This is a genomic window from Aquimarina sp. TRL1 (genome assembly GCF_013365535.1).
GTDB lineage: Bacteria > Bacteroidota > Bacteroidia > Flavobacteriales > Flavobacteriaceae > Aquimarina > Aquimarina hainanensis.
Genome location: NZ_CP053590.1, coordinates 5,219,636 through 5,241,492 on the forward strand (window position 1 = coordinate 5,219,636; position 21,857 = coordinate 5,241,492).

The following is a 21,857-nucleotide window of genomic DNA, read 5'->3' on the forward strand; positions in this document are numbered from 1 at the left end:
CAAAACTATTGCTATTGATTATAATAACCTAATCTGAAAAAAAACTCAAACGTTTTCGGTTGATAAATTCAACAACAATTACGCATTTGCCTTTTTTTTAACTATTTAACTGACTATTTTTCAATAAAAAAACAGGATTCACTTCTCAAACTATTAATTTCCTGTTTTTTCATTGCAAAAAACACAACAACCCTCATAAAACCAGTGTTTTTAGTTTTTTGCACATATCGTAATCCTACTATATCCCGTCTTTTTTTTCCTAAGAAATCAACCGGTTATCATTGTAAAAAAGGAAGGTTTTATCAACCGTTTTTTTCAAAACAGACGCTTTAAATTCTCGAAACTAAACTACAGAAAAAAGAGACGATATTCAGAAAACCGGAAAAGATCAGTAATATTAATTTCCAAAATCATTTTATGGCATTTTTTTTACGTGTTATCATAAGGTTTTACTAACTCCTGTAGTATTTTTTTGCCGTAAAAAAAGCAAGGATTCAACGTTGTTTTTTAAAAATCACGAAGAAGTTGGGTAACAAATCCCTTCCTTTCGTATCTTTTCCTAAAAAGGAGTGAGGATTGTATTAATCAACAAGAACCGTATTAAAATTAAAAAAAATACTTTTCTTTGTAAGAATGAATACCCACACCAAATCAACTTAATAAAAACATTTAATGCCTAAATTTCCGTTTTACAAACAAGCTGAATCAAAAGATTGCGGTCCTACTTGTATCAAAATTATTGCAAAACATTACGGGAAAACAATCAACACGCAAAGTTTACGGGACTTAAGTGAAACCACCCGAGAAGGAAGTTCATTATTAGGTTTAAGTGAAGCTGTAGAAAGTATTGGTTTCAGATCTTTGGGGGTAAAAATTGCATTACATCAATTACAGGAAGTCCCACTCCCCTGCATCCTCCATTGGAATAAAGTGCATTATGTCGTTTTATATAAGATTAAGGTCAACCGAAAAGGGGAACGCTCTTTTTATATTTCGGATCCCGCCCACGGACTGATTACCTATTCTCAGGACGAATTCATTCAATTCTGGATCGGAAAAAATGCAACAGAAGAAACCATTGAAGGAATCGCTTTATTATTAGAACCTTCTCCCAAGTTTTATAATGACACACTCGATGAATCTGAAGAAACTTTCGGTTTTAAATTTATAGCTAAATACCTTATCAAGTATAAGTCTTTTATCACTCAATTGATCTTAGGGTTAATTGCAGGTAGTTTATTACAGCTTGTCACTCCTTTCCTCACTCAGAGTATTGTAGATGTAGGAATTAAAAATCAGGATATTCACTTTGTATATCTGGTGCTTTTTGCCATGCTTTCCTTATTTATAGGTAGAACACTGATTGATATCCTGAGAAGCTGGATTTTATTGCATCTCAGTACACGCATTAACATCTCCCTGATTTCCGATTTTTTTATCAAACTAATGAGTCTTCCGATTTCTTATTTTGATGTAAAAATGACCGGAGACTTACTACAACGGATTAACGATCACAAACGTATAGAACGAATTCTAACCATGTCGTCCTTAAGCGTACTTTTCTCTCTTGTCAATCTGATTGTCTTTAGCATTGTTCTTATTTTTTACAGTCTATCAATTTTTGGTGTTTTTGCTATTGGGAGTATTTTATATTTTGTCTGGATATTGATTTTCTTTAAGAAACGAAAGCAGTTAGATTATAAGCGTTTTTCACAAATTAGTGAAGAACAAAGCAAAGTAATCGAGTTAGTCAATGGAATGCAGGAAATCAAATTGCACAATGCCGAGAAGCGAAAGCGATGGAATTGGGAATTCGTACAGGCTAAACTATTCAGAATATCGGTAGAAGGGCTTGCGCTGGAACAATATCAAAGTGTCGGATCATCTTTTATCAATGAGTTAAAAAATATTCTTATCACCGTCCTATCTGCTAAATATGTGATTGATGGTGAAATTACACTGGGGATGATGCTCGCAATTACAGCTATAGTCGGGCAACTCAACGCCCCAATCAGTCAATTGATTGATTTCCTGAGAGAACTACAGGATGCACAAATCTCTCTGGAGCGCTTAGGGGAAATACACAATAAAGAAGATGAAGAAAAACCTGGAGATGATAAAATTCATGAACTTCCTGATGATATAGGGTTTGAAATTGAGGAGCTTGATTTTAAATACGTCGGCTCAGATAAAGCGGTGTTAAAAAACCTAAACTTATCCATTCCGGCAAATAAAATCACCGCCATTGTAGGAGTCAGCGGAAGTGGAAAAACAACTTTAATGAAACTACTATTGAAGTTCTATGAACCAAATCACGGTCGTATTTCTATCGGTCCATACGACCTCTCTAATATCTCTCAAAAAGCCTGGAGAGATCAATTTGGAGTCGTGATGCAAGAAGGATATATCTTCAATGATACTATTGCTAATAATATTGCTATTGGAGAAGAATTTATCGATAAGAAAAAATTAGCCCATGCTGTTGATGTAGCTAACATTAAAGATTTTATAGAATCACTACCCCTATCGTACAATACAAAAATAGGAATGGAAGGTGTAGGGCTTAGTACTGGACAAAAACAACGATTATTCATAGCACGCGCTGTTTACAAAAACCCTAAATACTTGTTTTTTGACGAGGCTACTTCTGCATTGGATGCCAATAATGAAAAAATCATCATGAAAAAACTAGATCAGTTTTTCGAAAATAAAACTGTTATGGTTATAGCTCATCGATTAAGTACCGTAAAAAATGCACATCAAATTGTAGTTATTGACAATGGAGCTATTGTAGAAATAGGCGACCATCAAACACTTATAAAAAAGAAAGGAAGTTATTTTAATCTAGTTAAGAATCAGTTAGAACTAGGAAGTTAATCACGCTATATACAAAATTAATTTATGCCGGATCAATTAGATGACATACAACTGAGAAGTGAAGAAGTACAGGAAATTCTTACCAAAGTCCCACATTGGATGATCCGATGGGGAAATGCACTTATCTTGGTATTATTACTCTTGGTTTTCTTCTTATCCTGGCTAATCAAATATCCAGATGTTATTCCTGCCGAAGCTATTATAACTACGCAAATCCCACCACAAAAAGAATATGCCAAAATTACAGGGAAGATCGAAACACTTCTGGTCAAAGACAATCAGATCGTATCTGAAGGCACTCCATTAGCTATTCTCAGAAATACAGCTAATTATAAAGATGTCTTTCTTTTAAAATCAATTATAGATACAATCAAACTCAATAATAGCGATTTCAATTTCCCTATCGATAAGATACCGGTTCTCTTTTTGGGAGATATTGAAACTACTTTCGCTGTTTTTGAAAACAGTTATTCGGAATACTTGCTAAACAAAGAATTACAACCTTTCTCCAATGAAGCAATTGCTAACCAGGTATCATTATCGGAACTATATCGCAGGTATGAGAGCTTAAAAGGGCAAAAGAGAATCAATAAAGCAGAGTTGGACTTCAAGCGCAGGGAATTAGAACGTCAAAAAAAGTTATTTGAAAAAGGGGTTATTTCTGCACAAACATTAGAAAATAAGGAGTTGGACCACCTGCAAGCAAAGCGAAACTATGAGAATAACGATGTACAACTGTCGCAAATAAAAGAAAACATCAGTAACGCCAATAAAACTTCTAAAGGAACGCAAATCAATAAACGAAAAGAAGAAATCAACCTTTTCAAAAAAGTGTTACAGTCTTTTGATCAGCTAAAAAAGAGTATCAAAGATTGGGAATTACAATATGTCTTAAAATCCGATATCAACGGACGGGTTTCTTTTCTCAATTTCTGGACAGAAAATCAAACGGTAACCTCTGGTGATCTTGTATTTATTATCATTCCATCAGAACATTCTTCCTATCTGGCAAAAATAAAGGCTCCATCACAGAATTCAGGAAAAATAAAAGTAGGACAAAAAGCCAATATCAAATTAGAAAATTATCCTGATAATGAATTTGGAATGCTTCAAGGCACTGTTAAGAATATCTCCTTGCTTCCTAATAAAGATGGTTTATACCTTATCGATGTGCAACTTCCCGAAAAACTAGTTACTTCTTATTCCAGAGAAATTGAATTCAAACAAGAGATGCGTGGTGTTGTTGAAATTATTACAGAAGATCTGAGACTTATCGAACGATTCTTTTATCAGTTTAAAAAATTAATGGACCAATAAATAACTACATCTCGGCTTCCTTCGATCTTTAAGCATGTCCAATTCGGTTTCAGCCTGTATATGAAGGATACGAAAACAGGACAAAATGTAATAGATTAAACAAAAAATGAAGCAGTACAGCACTCTCTATTCGTTTTGTTTTATAATATACATATCCGTAAAAACATCCTGCTATTGTGGATAAAAGAATATAGGGTACTCCCCCGGTATAATGAGCAAGACCAAATAAAACCGCTGATATAGCAATTGCCACAATATGCTTATTTTTTGATCGCATGGAATCTTCTAACCTTGTCTGTATCCATTTTCTAAAAAGTACTTCTTCTGCTGTGCAAACAAAAAGTAAATTAATCAGAATCCACACAGGGGTAAAATACGGTAGCTTCCATTCGAACTTAGCATATCCAAACATTAATGCCAAAGCAATGAACACTGTACTCATCAATCCCAAAACAGGAAGTATTGTACTAAAAACCCTCTTCCAGGAGATTTCTTTTTTTCTTCCTGAAAATCCTAATATAAATACAGCAATAAGCGTTTTATCCAGATTAAAATAAAGGCTATACGGGCTGGATGTTTCTGTTATCCGAATAGCATCCAGGTATTTAAAATTATGAAAACCCGTAAACGAAAAATGAAAAAGTAACGGGATGGCTGCAACCAGAGATAGTATGAATACCCAGGTATTTTTTGTTTTTTGAGACCAAAAAATAATTCCTCCATACAGAACCCCATACCCTATAGCTATACTCGTAGCATATCCGAATACCAACGCAGCTCCTAATGAGATAACCAATACTAATTGCCAAAGTTGTACTCTCTTTAAAACAAGCAATGGATACCTTGCAAAAAGGACACTGCCAACTAAGCTTCCATATGTGAGAATAAGCCCTACATTCATCAAAAAAACAAGTTTATGTGTTCTATGTCCAAAAATAGATAAATACACAGAATCCAAGGGTATCAATCCTTATCTTATCAAAAAAAACAGGTTATCCTTCTTCTGCTTTTATGATATAATCACATATCTTCTCATAAAACTGTTCCGTATTATAAGGTTTCGTAATAATATCATTCATTCCTGAAGAATATACCGTTTCCTGCACTTCTTTTAGATCCACAGCAGTTAGTGCAATAATCGGTATAGTACTATTGAACTTTCTAATTTCTTTGGTGGTCTCATTTCCGTCTTTTCCCGGCATATTAACATCCATCAGAATTAGATTATAGTTATTTTTTTTCACCAAACTAATAGCTGCATCTCCATTATCTACCACATCACACTCGACTTTAATATCCTTCAGCACCTTACTTGTTATCAATAAGTTAAGCTGATTATCATCAACATTTAATATTCTTTTGTTTGCCAATCGCTCTTTATAAAATGAAATTGGATTCTCTATGTTTTCTTCTTTTCCTTTTTCCAAGGTCAGAAAAAATGAAAAAGTAGCTCCTTTACCTTCTTCAGAGATTAGATTCACCTCAGAATTATACAATCTCAGGAGTCTTTTTACGATTTGCAATCCCAGTCCGATTCCTTTTTTAGGGTCAATTGCTCCTCCTGTTGTACGGTAATCCTTAAATATATCTTCTTGTTTCTCATAAGGGATTCCTACCCCATCATCTTTAATAATAAAATGAAGAATTGTTTTATTTTCTTCATCACTCTTATACCCTTCTACACTCACCCATACATTTCCTTTTTCGCTAAAACGAATCGCATTGGTTACCAGGTTATACATAATCTGTACAATAACCCGCTTATCGATTACCACTAACGGTTCTTGTATATCCGAGAAATCTGTATGCATAGTAACTTTTCTTCTGGCAGCTTCTGAAGATAAAGAATGACATAATGTTTCTATCACTCTAGCAATATCCACTGTATTTTTTTCCAAGGAAATAGAATCTACTTTTAGTTTGGTATACTGCAATACATTTTCTGCAATGGATAACAATTGATTCCCCGAAAACTCTATAGCACTAATATGCTTCTTTGCCATCGTGGCATTCTTTTCATTCTTAAGCATTTCTGTCAGACCTGTCAATGCATAGATTGGAGTTCTCAATTCGTGGCTTACCACAGAGAAAAAACGAGTTCGTTGTGTATCCAGTGCCATCAAACGTTTATTTTTTTCTCTCAATGCTACATTTTTTTCCTTTCTATACTTACCTGATATATAAAAGTAATAAGCACATATCACGGAGAGAATCCCTATCAATACTGATAAAATAGAAATAACCTTTGCTGTTTCTTTCTGGTTTTTTTCTTTATCAGATAATAGTTTTACCTGCTCTATTTTCTTTTCCGTTTTTATTTTTTCTATAATGTATTTACTATGAGAACTTGTTTTTTCCTCCAGCATATTAATTGCTATGAGGTTATTTTCTCTTGACTTACTGGTATAATATGCTACAGAATCCTGGTTGGCAGTGAAGTATTTCGATTTATAATAATACAATCGTGATTTATTCTTAAAAACTCTAGGGCTAAACCACAAAATTTTTTCCAGATTTTCTTTTTGCAACGCCGTCAATAAATGATATGCTTCTTGCACATTCTTTTTGGTTTCCATGAGTGAAAAGCCTAAATACAACTGATAGGTAACAGTAAATCGTTTTTTCAATATTTTTTTATAATCATCTCCTGTAAAGAAGGACTGATACTCTTGAAAAGTGATTTCTTTCAGTGCTTTTCTCGCTACTTCGATAACGTGATCAAAACGTTCCCGGTTAAAAGATGCCATGATCTCTGTTTCGTAATTAAAGAATATCTCTGGTCTTTTTAGATCAGCTACCTTTTGTTTTACTATAGGAAAAAAACTATCTAATTTTTTATAGTTCTTTTGTAGCATATAGGCATGTGCCAAATTAACCAGATTATCACATAGCATCTTTGTATGACTTAAGGAGTCATTAATTTTCATCGCTTTGAGATAAAATTCTTCTGCTTTCTTAAAATGATTAAGTTGCACATACGCTAATCCATATCGATTATAGGTATTGGCTTCAATATCTTTAAAATGTTTTCTTTGGGCGATTGCTATAACAGAATCCAGAAGTGTAAAAGACTCATAGTATGCATCTTGCTGCATCAACATAAAAGCTTTTTGGCTAACTTTATTTAACTGCTCCTTAGTTGTTGTCTGACCAGACAAGGACGAAGAAATGATAATCAGAAAGGAACGTATAAAAAACCTATAAAGCTTCATCGTGATTCATATAAAGTAACTTAACAAAAACTATACATTATTAAAACAACATATAGCACATACGTGTATTCATTAGTCAAATAATGCATCCCTTAGGTATACTTTATCTTTCTTCCCCCCTAAATACGATCTATTTAGTTGTTTAAAAGCATACGATCTCCTGTTCAATATACAATAAAAGTTTGACATATAAATAACTAAGTATGTAAAATTAACATTAAGAGTCCACAAAATTCGTGTTTTTATTCCCTTATAATCACTAGTTTATGAGCTACAAAAAAGAGGTCATTTTTATAAAAATGACCTCTTTTTGCACCTTGTTTCTTCTATTCTTTTTAAAAGTAATCAGGAAGTTGTTTCTTTTGTTTTTACCCATTCCAACACCAATTCTTCTAATACTGTCAGCGGAAGTGCTCCATTGGTGAGCACTACATCATGAAACTCTCTGATATCAAATGCTGCTCCAAGCTGCTTTTTGGCTTGCTCTCTAAGCTCCAATATTTTATTCATTCCGATCTTATAAGCGGTTGCCTGACTAGCCATTACAATATGCCTCTCAACCATCTTTACAGCGTCACTTTTCGCATTTGGCGTATTGGTTTCATAATACGTAATTCCTTCCTCTCTTGTCCATTTTTTGGCATGAATCCCTGTATCAACTACTAATCTGCATGCTCTCCATAGTTCCATCGCTAATCTTCCAAAATCTGCATATGGATCGCTATACATTCCTATTTCTTTTGGCAAGAATTCATTATACAATCCCCACCCTTCGATATAAGCTGTGTATCCTCCAAACTTTCTAAACTTCGGAATATTTTCCAGTTCTCGGGCTATGGATAATTGCATATGATGTCCCGGAATTCCCTCATGATAAGCCAGAGCCTCCATTTGATACTTCGGCATTGCTTCCATATCGTATAAATTTGCATAATAGATCCCAGGTCTTGATCCATCCGGAGTTCCACTTTCATAAAATGCTTTTCCTGCACTTTTTTCTCTAAAAGGCTCCACAGCTTTTACAACAATATCTGCTTTGGGCTTGGTCATAAATAAATCATCTAATTTTGACTTCATCGTGTCAATTAGTGCCACTGCCTGTTCCAGGTATTCTTTTTTTCCTGCTGCTGAATTCGGATAGTAAAACTGTGCATCTTCTTTCATAAAAACAAAGAACTCCTGTAGATTTCCTTTAAAACCTACTTTCTTCATAATCGCTCTCATTTCATCATGAATACGAGCAACTTCAGACAGTCCTAAAGCATGGATTTCTTCTGCTGTCATTTTTGTCGTCGTTGTACGTTGTAAAGCTTGATTATAAAAAGCCGTTCCATCAGGAAATTTCCAGACTCCATCCTCTGTGGTAGCCCTCTTCTGTTGATCTTCCAAAAATACTATCAAATGTCTATAAGCTGGCTGTACTCCTTCCAGCAATCCTTTTTTCGCTTCCTCTTCCAGACGTTTTTTTTCTTCTTCTGTTATTTCCAGTGTGCCTATCTTCTTTTTGAAGTCTGCATACAAAGCACTTTCTTCTCCAGAAGCATCAAACGGAACTCCTTTTATAATATTACGGCAATCATCTAGCACCTTATCAAATACAAATTTCGGAGGAAGAATCCCTTTTGCTTCCCGATCATCTAAATTGTTTTCCAATTGTGTAAATAATGGCTTCATCCCATGCAATCTAGCAATATAGGCTTCTGCATCTTTTACCGTCTCTACACGATGCATATTGATAAGGAAAGCAGGTAACTCTGCATGCATTCCATGCATTTGATTCACTGGATAATTATACAATCTGTATTTATAATCCGCTATCTCATTTTCTAAATTTTCTTTCTTTAGCTTATAACTCAATTGTGTCTCCTTATTGAGTTTTTCTACTTTTATTGAATCCTGAAGATACGCTAATTGTTTTTGGGCTTTTTCGTGATCTTTGGCTTCTTTTACCGGTGAGATATCATCCCACTTTCCATAATCTTCTGTCTTAATCCCCAAATAAGCCTGCCACATTGGTGATTCAGCTACATCTTCCTGAAATGTCTCTTCAAACCAATCATTCATTTTTTTAGAATAAGCTGCTATCTCCTCCTGAGAAGGAGTTGTTTCTTTTTTTTCTTCTTTTTTGCAACTTCCTAAAACAATCAGAGCACATAGAACAGGAACTCCTTTATTTATTATTTGTCTGATAATCATATCTACGTGGAATTATTTTAAAACAGAAAATTCTATGGAAGAATCAGAATATACACGATGTGTTTGTTTAGTATAGTCTGATGCTTTTGCTTTGAAGATATTCGGTACAAATGTCTGTGGATTCCGGTCAATTAATGGGAACCAAGTACTTTGAACCTGTATCTGTAATTTATGACCTTTTTTTATGGTATGATGGACATCTTGTAATTTTACAGTCACTGCTGTTTTTTTATTCGGGACAAAAGGTTCCGGCTTACTAAAATCATTTCTAAAGCGACCTCTCATCACTTCACTTCTAACCATTAAATGGTAATTAGACATTTTCAGGTATTCTTGTGTTTCTTCCGTATCCTTGGCATCCGGAGGATATACATCAATTACTTTTACAACCCAGTCTGCATCTGTTCCTGTTGTTGCTACCTGTAGTTTAGCCAGGATATCTCCGGACAGGGTCATATCTTCTTCCATAACTGGAGTTTCATATACCAATACATCTGGTCTTCTCGCAGCAAATCGTTGATCATCTGTCATATATTTTCTGGGAGTAAACACTACTTTTATATCCTCAGTATATGGAACAGGTTTAGCTGGATCACTTATAAACTCAGCAGGTGTAGTTCCTGCAGTAGCTCCTAAGTTTCCTTCTGCTGTCAAATAAAATGTCTTTTTCTCTGTATTTTTTGGAGGCCATACATCAAAAGTATTCCATTCTTTTTTTCCTGTATCATAAATTTGAATCTCAGGTAATCCAGTGTTATGGCTTCCATCGCCTTTCAGAAAGTGATTAAAGAATTTTGTTTCTACATTTTTTTGATAATTCAGCGATAGGTCATCTCCAAAATAGACATTTCCTATTGCTTGTCTCTTTTTGTTCCTTGCCCAATCTCCATGACTCCAAGGTCCGAAAACCATGGTATTATAATTCGAACTTTTCTTCTCTATATTTTTATAGGTCTCGAAAGGACCGTACAAATCTTCTGCATCAAAAAGCCCTCCAACTACCATTACTGCTGGCTTAATATCTTTCAAATGCTGGATAATTCCTCTTTTTTGCCAAAAATCATCATAATTAGGATGTTCTTTTATCTGATTCCAGAAAACATTATTCGGTTCATAATGTTTTTCCAGATTGGTCAAGGGACCTGCATCCAGGAAAAACTGATATTGATCCTTTGTTTTTATATCTGGCAACGTATACCATGCCTCTTGTACCGGTTTTGTTTTCTCATGTCCAAACAGAGGTGTTATTTTCCAATAACTAAGTAAATACGCTCCATTATGATGGAAATCATCAAAAAAGAAATCTCCAATACACGCCTGAGGAGAAACTGCTTTTAAAGAGGGATGTGCATCTAGTAAAGAATACGTCGCATAAAATCCAGGATATGAAATTCCCCATATTCCTACTCGACCATTGTTATTTTCTACATTTTTCACTAACCAGTCTATCGTATCATACGTATCACTCGCTTCATCAAACTGCTTCCCCTTTTTGTTAGGGATATACGCTCTCATATTATCATACACTCCCTCACTCATCCATCTTCCTCTTACATCCTGGTATACGATGATATTTCCTTCTTTCATCAGGAATTCATTCGGTCCTATTTTTGATCGAAACTGATCTTTTCCATATGGTCTGGAACTATATGGAGTTCGTGTCATCAAAATTGGATATTTTTTACTAGTGTCTTTAGGAGAATAGATAGTAGTATGAAGTTTCACTCCATCCCTCATGACAATATCCACTTCTAATTTAGTGTAATTGTCTTTTACTTGGTACGTAGCTTTATCCTGTGAATAAGCTGTGATACTGATTATCAGAAACAAAGCTGATACCAGTTTGCTGGTAATGGTTCTCATCGATATGCATTATTGATTATGTCGGAAGATAAAAAAAATGGTACGACAAGAACCTTCTTATTAAGGAGATTTTAACAAATAGAACGTTTATTTAGGATACTTCTTGATGCCGTTTTCTAGCCAATCTAAAAACACTGCTGCATCTGATGTATATCCTATAGGGTCATTCAGGTTGTTTTCCTCAAGATCCGTTAATACATAATATGGCTGTGCATTTGCTTTATACTTTCGAATCTGGAAATCACTCCATTTATTCCCTATTGTTTTTATCTTTTTGCCGGTTGTCTCTGATATGTATTGTTCATCTTTTGGTAATTCTTTTTTATAATCTACGTAAAGAGAAATCATTACGACATCACAACTCAGTAGTTTTAATACTTTCGGTTGCACCCAAACGTTTTCTTCCATCTTTCTGCAATTGACACAGGCATAGCCTGTAAAATCAATCAATACAGGTTTGTTTACTTTTTTTGCATAAGCCAATCCCTTATCATAATCTGTAAAAGTTATGATATCGTGTTCTCCGTATTTTGCGCCTTCTGGCAGAGGAACTCCACTAAGCACTGCACTTCCTTTTGAACTTCCTACTCCATAGGGTGATTCACTATAGCTCAAAGGAGGAGGAAAACCACTGATTAACTTAAGAGGTGCTCCCCATAATCCCGGAATAAGGTATATTGTAAATGTCAATGTTAGTATCGCTAATAATAATCTCCCTACCGATATCCGTTCTATGGGAGAATCATGCGGCAATTGAATCTTTCCTAATAAGTACAGCCCCAACACTCCGAATATCGCTATCCAAATAGCTAAAAACACTTCTCTTTCCAGCCAGTGTAATTGTAACACTAAATCAGCATTAGATAAAAACTTAAAAGCGAATGCCAACTCTAAAAACCCTAAAAATACTTTTACTGTATTAAGCCATCCTCCGCTTTTGGGAAGTGAATTAAGCCATCCCGGAAACAATGCAAATAATGCAAAGGGCAATGCGATCGCCAGAGAAAACCCCAGCATTCCCATAATTGGAGCGACTCCTCCCTTAGAAGCAGATTCTACGAGAAGTGTTCCTACAATAGGTCCTGTGCAAGAAAAAGAAACAATCGCCAATGCCAATGCCATAAAGAAAATTCCTACCATCCCTCCTCTATCGGCTTGTCGGTCTACTTTATTTGCCCAAGAATTAGGCAACATGATTTCAAATGCTCCTAAAAAGGAAATTGCAAAAATGACTAATAAGGCAAAAAATATAAGATTAAACCAAACATTGGTGGACAATGCATTCAAGGCATCTGCTCCAAAAATTCCGGTAACTACAGATCCTAATGCTACATAAATAACAATAATAAACAATCCATACAATAAGGCATTTCGAATTCCTACAGCTCTATTTTTACTTTGCTTCGTAAAAAAACTAACTGTCATTGGTATCATTGGAAAAACACATGGTGTCAACAAAGCAGCAAACCCAGAAAAGAAGGCAATAAAAAAGATACTCCACAATCCTTTTTTCGAGCTTTTTTCAGTTGTTTCAACTTTGTCTTTTTCTGCTCCAGTACCTTGATTGGAAGAAAACGGCAATGAGCTTGTTTTTATCTCCTTGGGGGCTTCTTCTTTAATTTCCGAAGATTCATATTCAGCTGCTTTTATCACACGCCCTTTTAGAGCAACGAGATCAAACAGAAAATACCTGTTCTCGTTAATACACACTTCTTTGCATACCTGATACTCTATCTCTGCTTTTATATAGCGTAGGTTTTTATCAGTTACTTTTATTTTTTGCGTCAATATCGCTTCTATCTCAAAATACGTTTCATCAAGCTCAAAAACCTCATTGTACGAAGTCTTTGTTTTGCTTTCCGATGCTTTTCCTATTCTTGTGAAACCTTCTTCTTTTGGATACACAAAAGAAAGTGGGATTGGCGCTATTGCATCTTCCGGATAGCCTTGCTGCGAATATACATGCCATTCTCTTTCTATATCTCCAGAAAAAACCAGACTGTATATAGAGTCATTTTCTTTTTCTACAGCAGCATTCCAAATCACCGGATCATGTATTTGTCCAATTCCCAGGTGGGAGATAAACACAAAAGTCAGGAGTAATAAAAACCTCATAAGCGTATTGTTATTTTTAGTATTTGTTTTGTTTGAGATGTTATTCTAAACCTATGATCAGCTCTGTAATTCACTACCCAGACGATTTCTTCTTCTGACCCTGAACACAATAACCAAACATGTTCTTTTTCTATTAAAGATAATTTTTCATCTTTAAAATATTTACTCAGCTTCTTCTTCCCTCTCATTCCCAAGGGATAAAAATAGTCGCCTTCTTTCCATTTTCTTACAATTAATGGATATTTTAACTTTTCTTTATCAAGGTAGACTGTATTTAGGGCTGTTTTATCAATTTCCTTAACTTCCTCAAAACGCAATGTTCCCGAATCAATCATCACGACCCTTTCTTCTTCGGGAATTTGATATGTTTTATTGGCTACTTGCCTTTGTATGGGCGTTATTAATAAGTTGTCTCTGTTTTTTAGCAATCGATGTGTTTCTGAAAACAGTTGTTTTCCTGATTGAGAAGATAGCATTCCTACTACATCATCCCAGGAAGTAAATCCATATTCTTTAAATAAAAAATACAGATAACTTTTGGGGTTTTCCATTAGTAAAAAGGGGGCTACCGGTACTTTTATCACACCTGTATCTTCGTATACAAATAACTGTTCTCTGATTCCTGCTACCTGATCTTTTATAAATGCACTGCTTTGTTGCAAGTATCCAAGTGTTTTCTCTACATTCTGTAATAATTGTGGTTGTATCTCTTTGAGCTGTGGAATTACATCATGTCTTAGTTTATTTCGGATGTATTTAGTACTGGCATTACTACTATCTTCTCTCCACTGAAGTTTATTAGTAGTAGCATATTGATGAATTTCCTCTCTGGAAAAAGGCAATAATGGACGAACATACACTCCATTTATAGCAGGAATTCCTGTAAGTCCATCGATCCCAGTTCCTCTGGATAAGTTTATCAAAAAAGTTTCCAGAGAATCATCAGCATGATGTGCTGTAGCTACCCAGGTATATTTTGTGCCTTTAATTAAAGTTTCAAACCATTCGTATCGCAATGCTCTGGCTGCCATCTGTATGGAAACTTTTTGTTCTCTGGCATAGTACTCTGTATCAAAAGAAGTAGAAAAAAATGGAATATCTAATCGAGTAGCATTATTTTCTACAAACAATTCATCGACATCACTTTCATCCCCTCTCAATTTAAAATTACAATGAGCAAGAGCTATATCAATATGCAACTGATTACACAGTGATGTTAATACCATACTATCCAATCCCCCACTACAGGCAATGATCACTTTTTGTTTTTTAAAAAAAGGAAGGGTTTTATCGATATGATTTTTGAATCGTAATAACAATGAACTCTTAATTTTAGATATGATATGGTTCCCAAAGATACGATTTTGTCAAGCGATAGCAATCTGAAGCATGGCAACGTACTAAATTCCTCTTCCAAACATAGTATAATTGCCTAATTTTCACTATTTTTAGATTCCCCTTAAAACCTGCATGATTATGAATGAACAAATGGAACGCCAGAAAAATTCGCTGGCTAAGAACGAATTTGGGTTTAATAAGAAGCTTTTAGCGATTCTTCCTCACTTAACCCCCTATGTGAAACATCGTCTTTATATTGCAGAAAGTACCGGGATTCTTCCCAGAAATATGTATTGTGCTGACGATATTATTGATGAGGCTCTTCTTCTTCTTCATGAAAGTACTGCAGACATCAGTCTAATTGACCAACTCTCTTTAGAACTAAAGTTATTCCGAATTAGCGGCATCTTGCTAGATGAACTCTATGCCAAAGAAGGGTGGCATCAGCAAAACATCAGTACCAGTTTTCTACTAAAAAATGAATTGCAAAAATTAGAAGAGTGCTTTACCTCTGACAGTGATAAGCATCTAATCATGGATGAAGAACTCAACGATATTTGCTACCGTCAAAAACCGGATACCAAACAGTCTTTTGTTTATGACGATACAGATTCTCTTATGCTAAGTATTATTGAACCTGAAGCCTCTACTGTACCTATCAAACAGAAATTACTGGGCCATTTTTACAGCTGGTTGCCTCTGGAAACTTCTAAAATTGTAGATCTATTCATATTTGGAAAATTAAATTTCGAAGAGATCGCTATTGTTATGAATACAACAGCTATTGAAATTAAAGAAACCATTATCCATATCCGAAAAAGTTTCAGAAAACATCTGGTTTAGTATTTTAATTCGATGATTCCAACACTTCCCGCATTGCTTTTGCTTTGATCAGACATTCTTCATATTCTTTTTCAGGAGTTGATTTTGCCGTGATAGCTCCTCCTACCGTGTATGAAATGTAAGCAGCTGCCTCATTATAAAGAATACTGCGAATAATCACATTAAAATCAAAATCTCCTTCGGGGCTAAAATATCCCACAGATCCACTGTACAGTCCTCTTTTTGCACTTTCTAATTTCTCAATGATTTCCATAGCAGATATTTTAGGTGCCCCTGTCATACTTCCCATAGGAAAGGTCGTTCTGATCACATCGACAGGAGAAATCGAAGGTGATACTTCTGATACCACTGTAGAAATCATTTGATGTACCTGTTCAAAGCTATATATCTTGCACAATTCTTCTACCTGAACGCTTCCTTTTGTTGCTGTCCGGGAAAGATCATTTCGTACCAGATCGACAATCATCACATTTTCTGATCGTTCTTTAGGATCGTTTTTCAGTTGTGTTATCAACTGCATATCTTCTTCCTTATCTGCTGATCGCTTAGCAGTTCCTTTTATCGGCTGTGAAATAATTTTTTGTCCTTCTTTTCTCAGGTATCGCTCCGGAGAAGCCGACAATAAATAGTTACTTCCCATTCGGAAATAAGTAGCAAAAGGTGGTGCTGAAATCGCATTTAATCGTCTGTATGTATCCAATGGATTGATACAGCTGTTCTCTGCGTAAAATTCCTGGCAGAAATTTGCCTCGTATATATCACCACGATGGATATGCTCCAACATGGTCTCCACTTTCTCTTTATATACATCTTTGGTAATCCTAAGGCGTATTTTTATTCGTTCACAACTGGAAGTAGTATTGTTATCTATCGTTTCTTTACTAATTGCACATACCTCAGAAAAGTCTGTTTCCATCTCATCTTCCGCCATTCTAAGGTACGACATAGTCACTTCATTACCTCTGATAAAGTACAATCGTTTGGGCTGAAAGAAGAATAACTCAGGAAAATAAAGATAATCTGTATTTTTAGAGGATAGTAACTCTGTATCATTTTTAAGATCGTATGATAAGCACCCAAAAATCCAATCAGAGGTAATCCCCTGATACTCTTTTAGTTTATCAAAGGCTCCCTGATCATCTGTTTTTATGGATGTAAAAGCATCTACTGCTAATACGGCATCATAACTACCGTATTGCTGTGCATATTGATTCGAATCCAACCAGACTATCTCATCAAACTGTTGCGCCCAATAAAGTAATTGTTCTTTAAAATTATCTACATCTTCTAATGTATAGCTTTTAATACTACGCACTGCTTAGTTAATTTGTTGAGCAAAAGTAGTGAGAACTTCCCTTAATCCCAATAAAATCATTTCATCAGTAAGTTGCTTTGATTCGGTATCGTAGTTTGCATAAAACGAAGGAAAACTAAAATGTTCTATAATCTCACCTCCGAATCTGGGCAATAGCTGCTTACAGGTTTCTAATGCACCTGTTCCTCCTCTTTGCCCCGGAGAAGTACTCATCAATAATATCTTTTTTCCTGCCAGAAAATTGCGATCTACTCTGGACAACCAATCGATTACATTTTTGAAAAAAGCACTTAACGTACCATTATGTTCATTAACTGATATAATTAAATAAGTAGCTTCGGAGATTTCCTGTCGTAGTGCCAATGCCATTCCTGGAAGCCCATTCTTTCTTTCATAATCTTCACTATACATAGGCATCTCATACTGTAGTAAACTAATAATTTTGGTTCCTTCTATCCCTAATTCTCTCACTACAAACTCCACTAACTGATGGTTGATTGACTGGCTGTTATTAGAGCCGGAAAATGCTAACATGTTTTTCATATATCTATTGATTATCTCAAAGATAAGGCTTGTTTTTTAAACGATATTTTCTGTGAACTTGACTTGAGGACAGTATTAATATCAAGAAGCATCCATAGTCTCCAAACTCATTTGGATTGCCTCTTCGAGCAGAGATGGGGTACTCCCGGGACCTATGGTGAGTAACTTAGTTCCTGTAACAGGAATTCCATTAAAAGGTCTGATATGTATTTCTCCGTCTGGTTTTCGTTCAAAATATGTGTATCCTTTTTCATTATTAATCTGCACACACCCCTTCACTCGCAATATATGTGAAGGCAAGGCATTGCAAATCGAATAAATACTCGCTATTCCTGGTAACACTGGCACATCTGCCGAACAGGAGGACCAATGTGCTTTTTGATGCACTAACTTTGTTGGGGTGGCTGTTGATGGCAGGAGTTCAGGTAGTAATAAAACCTCCAGTGCCTCCATAGGAATTATTGTTGCCATAGGGGCAAGAGACTCCAGTTCTTTGATCACGATATCCTGCCTTTGTTTACTTGTTTTTTCCAGATGTGTCAGAACAATCAGGGAAGATACCTGAACTTGATTTGCTTCCAGTTCATTATGCTCTCCTCGCTGTTGCCAATTCTTTACATCTACCACAGATACCTGTATAGGAGGTAAAAAACGTTCCTGTAATCCTACCCCCAAAAACTCCATAAGAGCACATGCATCTGAGGTTCCATTTGCCTCTATGAGTGTAACGCCATTGGTTCGTTCTGGGATTCTATTCACTAAATTCCTAAGCTCATTAATCCCACTACAACAAATACAGCTTCCTGTAAGAGCATTCACCCATTTTGGTTCAATTTGTTCTGCAAACTGCTGAGCATCCAAATGGGCATTTTCATAATCATTGAGAATAATATAAGGCTGCCAGGATTTTTCAATAAAATTGGTCATCAAATATCGCAGCAAGGTTGTTTTACCTGCTCCTAAAAACCCCACAACTGTAATAATAGCTTCCATATTTTTTATAAAAAGAATACAAAGCTAGTAAGAATCTTGTTAGAAACCTTAGCTATATTTCCTTTATTAAACGCTTCACCTAGTCGATATTAAAAAAGCATATAAATTATTAAGAACAAAACCAATATCAGGTATTGGGATTTCTGTAAATCGCTCTTGGGTAGTCTGACATGCGTATGGGTCTTTTTTGTAGTTCATTCAGTGCATTCTTAGCAATCCATTTTGCAGTGGGGGTAGTCGATTTTATTAAGGTATTAGCTACTTCAATGGCTTGCTTATTCAAATCTACATTCCGTTTCCCTATATTTCTCAGGGCCCAATTGACCGCTTTTTTTACATACAACCTTTCATCATCAGCTTCTCGCTCAATGAGAGGAAAAAACTGTTCGAATAATTCATTCCCGGACTTTTTATCTGCCATACAATACGCTGCCATAGTAGCAAAACCAGCCCTTTTTTCAAATTCCGGAGTTCTTTCACTCCATTCTAAAATTTTAGTAAGTGCCCATTCACTTTTGGCAAAAAGCCCCATAGAAAAGCTATCACAGATTTCCCAGTTTTCGAAAGTTTTCACCCACTTCTCCATCAATGGTTCTGTTACATCTTTTGGAGTAAATAATTTACTACATAGAAGCCTGGCTTCATAAATCCCACTATCAAACAATTGTAGCGCCAGCTTGTTATCTCTACCTATTTCTCTGGCAATCTCTTTTAACTCTTTATGGTATATCCCTAAAGAGTTATTAGACACAATACCGAATTTCTTTTCTTTAAAAACCACTTTTTCGGGATCTTGTAACTCATACAGATGTTCTATAATTTCATTATATGTCACGAATTTTTGTTTTTAATTAAGTCTCTTGTTATCTATTGTATTTTCTATTTTCAAAACACGGCATTACTCCTCTTTCGTATTAATTTTAAAAGAATTATATCGATTAAGTTTTTTTCTCCATAGTCGAGCTGTTTGATTAGAGTGCTATAGTAGCCAACAAAGCATTTTACGTATAAAAAAAATCAACCTTTATTTAAATATTCAACAGCTCTCTCTAAAACAGGGTCTTTATCAAATATATAATCTTCATATGTTTTTTTAACCAAAATATCTGGCTGAACTCCATATCCGACAAACTCTCGACCATCTGGATACGTGTCTTTTTTTGTACATATTCTAGCGACACCTCCTCCTGGTAAATTAAATAACATAGGTTGACCGGTACTTCCATACGTTGGTTCTCCTATTTTGATCATATGTTGCTGATTATCGGATGAAATTAAAAAATCCTCAGCAGAAGACCCTGTATTATTACCTATCAAAATCGCAGTAGGGACGACAACACGAGAGGACATATCTATTTTATTTTCTGTTGTATAGTAAGGGAATCTATGATAATAACTTCCTTTTGTTGTTAAATATGCTTGACGAATCAACTTTCTATTTTCTTCAGACCCTTGCAAGGTATCTTTTGCTTTTAAATTATACGCTAGTCCCCATGCTTTGAAAGTAGGCACATGTAATCTGCTTAATGACTGGACATTTTGTAACTCATTATCATTCGTTAAATACTTTAGTATTTCCATTCCGATATTTGTGTTCCCTCCTCCATTATTTCTGATATCTACAATAAGTTTTTTAGCTTTCTTTATTTCCGGTAATTGGGCAATGAAAAGCGAATCAATTTTTGGATCTCCAAAACTATTTAAACTCACATAAGCTATTTCTCCTTTCAGCCATTTAAAGTCTAGTAAACTTTTCACTTTCTTTGGTGGATACATTTTAGTATCAGTGGCTTTCTTTACAAGAAGCTCTAAAAATATTTTTTCCTTGTTTGGTTTTTTTAAGTTTAGTTTAAATAGCGTTTCTTCTGGAGCTTTTAATAACTCGGCTACCGATTGATTTTCTAGTATATGTTTTGTAGAGGTAGCAATGTAAGGTTTTACAAATGCACGGATATATTCACTCGTTGGTAATCCATTTACTTCAATGATTTCGGTCCCAACGGGTATTTCTTCCTTCTTATCCGAGTTTATTTGTGTAATAATTGCTTTACCATTAATATTTTTTAAAGAAAATTTATAGTCTCCAAATTCTCCATTAAGAATATGATTTCTAATGCCTTTTGGAAGCCATATGTTTGTATGTCCATCTTTTAGTGTTGCACAAAATTTTTGCAATAAACGATAATACTCATAATCAGTTTTAGTATTCTGTACTTCCATGAGTAATGACTTATACATTGACTCCCACGCTTTTTCATCAACCTTATCAAAGTAGACGAAATTATAGTTGACTTCGTTCCAGAATTTAGAGACTCCATATATTTTCTCAGTCTTAGAAATTGTATTTTGAAAAGTTATTTGCGCAAATAACTTTCCCCACCAAAACATACTTATAAGTATAATGATTACTCCTCTCATAATTTATTAATTTTATTCTTTTTCTATAGTAACACTATTCCTGAAGTGAATCTTTTTTAAATATCATCTTCTATGGTTACCAACCACATGATTATATGTCATTACCTGATCAATTGTTACTATAGACTAAATCTAAGGAGTATCGCTAATGTAGTCTCTATACTTTATCTTTCCCCAATACATAGGTTTTAAAAACATATCTCCAGGGAGTAAAGGCTACAGGAATCACAATCAGCATAAAAGTTTGTGTCCAATCTTCTGCTTCGCTTCCTGCGAGGGTTCCGTTTTTCCATAGAGGATAAGCTACAAAAAATAACCAAAGACTTTTATACAAATACATAAAAAGCATGATTGGCAGCATTTTTAAGGTATGTATAATCCCTAAACCAGATAAAGTGGTATAAGCTGCTATAGCACACCATGCTACTGCTACCTCTGGATTCCAATCTCCTTTATGGGTAATCAATGTTGTCCAGGCTTCTTTTGCTACCAGTAAAAACATCAATAAAAAAAAGAGTTTCAATACATATACTTTTATGGGCCAAACTCCTTTATATACCGTTGATGGGCGAAAGTATTTTATAATCAATTCCATATGACATAGGTTACACAATCTCAGAACAAGTTCCGAGATTTTTGTTTGAAATATATTTTTTCACATTAAGGTGAGTTTTTGGTACCTCTGATACTAGGACAAATTAGGAGCCTACCATACCTTATTACATGTTATATATCTAGACGTAATTTTTATCAAAAAGGTTGTCTGGAGCATCAGTAATTCTTGTTTTAGAAATGTTTTTATCAATACTTAAAGAGATATTTCAAAT

Annotated in this window: 15 protein-coding genes; 3 read left to right on the top strand and 12 right to left on the bottom strand. The window is 34.9% G+C overall.

All coding sequences use genetic code 11. The features are described 5' to 3' along the window. Window positions 1-672 precede the first annotated feature (672 nt). Both HN014_RS21490 and HN014_RS21495 read left to right on the top strand, forming a co-directional pair. Window positions 673-2,877 carry a peptidase domain-containing ABC transporter gene (locus HN014_RS21490; protein WP_176030883.1) on the top strand — a complete coding sequence of 735 codons (2,205 nt, stop codon included), beginning with the start codon at window positions 673-675 and terminating at the stop codon, window positions 2,875-2,877. A 24-nt stretch (window positions 2,878-2,901) separates the two neighbouring features. Beyond that, window positions 2,902-4,194 carry an HlyD family secretion protein gene (locus HN014_RS21495; protein WP_176030884.1) on the top strand — a complete coding sequence of 431 codons (1,293 nt, stop codon included), beginning with the start codon at window positions 2,902-2,904 and terminating at the stop codon, window positions 4,192-4,194. Window positions 4,195-4,243: 49 nt separating this feature from the next. On the opposite strand, the gene HN014_RS21500 is transcribed toward HN014_RS21495, so the two are convergent. The 6 genes from HN014_RS21500 to tilS all read right to left on the bottom strand — a co-directional run bounded on the left by HN014_RS21500 (window position 4,244) and on the right by tilS (window position 14,899). Further along, on the bottom strand, window positions 4,244-5,095 hold the full coding sequence (locus HN014_RS21500; RefSeq protein ID WP_176030885.1) for a CPBP family intramembrane glutamic endopeptidase: 852 nt from the start codon (window positions 5,093-5,095) through the stop codon (window positions 4,244-4,246). Between the two features lie 91 nt (window positions 5,096-5,186). After that, complete coding sequence (locus tag HN014_RS21505; RefSeq protein WP_176030886.1) at window positions 5,187-7,406, bottom strand: response regulator; 2,220 nt, start codon at window positions 7,404-7,406, stop codon at window positions 5,187-5,189. Between the two features lie 345 nt (window positions 7,407-7,751). Next, entirely contained in the window at window positions 7,752-9,602 is a 1,851-nt protein-coding gene (locus HN014_RS21510) for a DUF885 family protein (protein WP_176030887.1), read from the bottom strand. Window positions 9,603-9,614: 12 nt separating this feature from the next. Then, entirely contained in the window at window positions 9,615-11,465 is a 1,851-nt protein-coding gene (locus HN014_RS21515; protein ID WP_176030888.1) for a CocE/NonD family hydrolase, read from the bottom strand. Window positions 11,466-11,552: 87 nt separating this feature from the next. Further along, window positions 11,553-13,580, bottom strand: coding sequence for a protein-disulfide reductase DsbD (locus HN014_RS21520; RefSeq protein ID WP_176030889.1), 2,028 nt, complete (start codon window positions 13,578-13,580; stop codon window positions 11,553-11,555). Continuing rightward, the gene (gene tilS / locus HN014_RS21525; RefSeq protein WP_176030890.1) at window positions 13,577-14,899 is read right to left on the bottom strand and encodes a tRNA lysidine(34) synthetase TilS; all 1,323 of its coding nucleotides are present in this window, start codon (window positions 14,897-14,899) and stop codon (window positions 13,577-13,579) included. The genes HN014_RS21520 and tilS overlap by 4 nt, the downstream gene beginning before the upstream one ends. Window positions 14,900-15,056: 157 nt before the next feature. On the opposite strand from tilS, the gene HN014_RS21530 reads away from it, so the two are divergent. After that, window positions 15,057-15,761 carry a hypothetical protein gene (locus HN014_RS21530; protein WP_176030891.1) on the top strand — a complete coding sequence of 235 codons (705 nt, stop codon included), beginning with the start codon at window positions 15,057-15,059 and terminating at the stop codon, window positions 15,759-15,761. A 4-nt stretch (window positions 15,762-15,765) separates the two neighbouring features. Here the strand turns inward: HN014_RS21530 and HN014_RS21535 are convergent, their stop codons facing one another. The 6 genes from HN014_RS21535 to HN014_RS21560 all read right to left on the bottom strand — a co-directional run bounded on the left by HN014_RS21535 (window position 15,766) and on the right by HN014_RS21560 (window position 21,625). Beyond that, window positions 15,766-17,076, bottom strand: a complete 1,311-nt coding sequence (locus HN014_RS21535) for an anthranilate synthase component I family protein (RefSeq protein WP_176030892.1) — start codon at window positions 17,074-17,076, stop codon at window positions 15,766-15,768. 3 nt (window positions 17,077-17,079) lie between these two features. After that, entirely contained in the window at window positions 17,080-17,619 is a 540-nt protein-coding gene (locus HN014_RS21540; RefSeq protein ID WP_176030893.1) for an NADPH-dependent FMN reductase, read from the bottom strand. Window positions 17,620-17,700: 81 nt separating this feature from the next. After that, window positions 17,701-18,612: a GTP-binding protein gene (locus HN014_RS21545; protein WP_176030894.1), complete on the bottom strand. Its 912-nt coding sequence runs from the start codon at window positions 18,610-18,612 to the stop codon at window positions 17,701-17,703. Window positions 18,613-18,739: 127 nt separating this feature from the next. Continuing rightward, window positions 18,740-19,447 carry a DNA alkylation repair protein gene (locus HN014_RS21550; RefSeq protein WP_176030895.1) on the bottom strand — a complete coding sequence of 236 codons (708 nt, stop codon included), beginning with the start codon at window positions 19,445-19,447 and terminating at the stop codon, window positions 18,740-18,742. A 182-nt stretch (window positions 19,448-19,629) separates the two neighbouring features. After that, window positions 19,630-21,030: a S41 family peptidase gene (locus tag HN014_RS21555; RefSeq protein ID WP_176030896.1), complete on the bottom strand. Its 1,401-nt coding sequence runs from the start codon at window positions 21,028-21,030 to the stop codon at window positions 19,630-19,632. A 157-nt stretch (window positions 21,031-21,187) separates the two neighbouring features. Further along, window positions 21,188-21,625, bottom strand: a complete 438-nt coding sequence (locus tag HN014_RS21560) for a hypothetical protein (protein WP_176030897.1) — start codon at window positions 21,623-21,625, stop codon at window positions 21,188-21,190. Window positions 21,626-21,857: the final 232 nt, after the last annotated feature.

Excerpts from the sequence above, each read along its gene's own strand:
- HN014_RS21490 (WP_176030883.1), top strand. The coding sequence starts at position 673 with ATGCCTAAATTTCCGTTTTACAAACAAGCTGAATCAAAAGATTGCGGT.
- HN014_RS21495 (WP_176030884.1), top strand. The coding sequence starts at position 2,902 with ATGCCGGATCAATTAGATGACATACAACTGAGAAGTGAAGAAGTACAG.
- HN014_RS21500 (WP_176030885.1), bottom strand. The coding sequence starts at position 5,095 with ATGAATGTAGGGCTTATTCTCACATATGGAAGCTTAGTTGGCAGTGTC.
- HN014_RS21505 (WP_176030886.1), bottom strand. The coding sequence starts at position 7,406 with ATGAAGCTTTATAGGTTTTTTATACGTTCCTTTCTGATTATCATTTCT.
- HN014_RS21510 (WP_176030887.1), bottom strand. The coding sequence starts at position 9,602 with ATGATTATCAGACAAATAATAAATAAAGGAGTTCCTGTTCTATGTGCT.
- HN014_RS21515 (WP_176030888.1), bottom strand. The coding sequence starts at position 11,465 with ATGAGAACCATTACCAGCAAACTGGTATCAGCTTTGTTTCTGATAATC.
- HN014_RS21520 (WP_176030889.1), bottom strand. The coding sequence starts at position 13,580 with ATGAGGTTTTTATTACTCCTGACTTTTGTGTTTATCTCCCACCTGGGA.
- HN014_RS21530 (WP_176030891.1), top strand. The coding sequence starts at position 15,057 with ATGAATGAACAAATGGAACGCCAGAAAAATTCGCTGGCTAAGAACGAA.
- HN014_RS21540 (WP_176030893.1), bottom strand. The coding sequence starts at position 17,619 with ATGAAAAACATGTTAGCATTTTCCGGCTCTAATAACAGCCAGTCAATC.
- HN014_RS21545 (WP_176030894.1), bottom strand. The coding sequence starts at position 18,612 with ATGGAAGCTATTATTACAGTTGTGGGGTTTTTAGGAGCAGGTAAAACA.
- HN014_RS21555 (WP_176030896.1), bottom strand. The coding sequence starts at position 21,030 with ATGAGAGGAGTAATCATTATACTTATAAGTATGTTTTGGTGGGGAAAG.
- HN014_RS21560 (WP_176030897.1), bottom strand. The coding sequence starts at position 21,625 with ATGGAATTGATTATAAAATACTTTCGCCCATCAACGGTATATAAAGGA.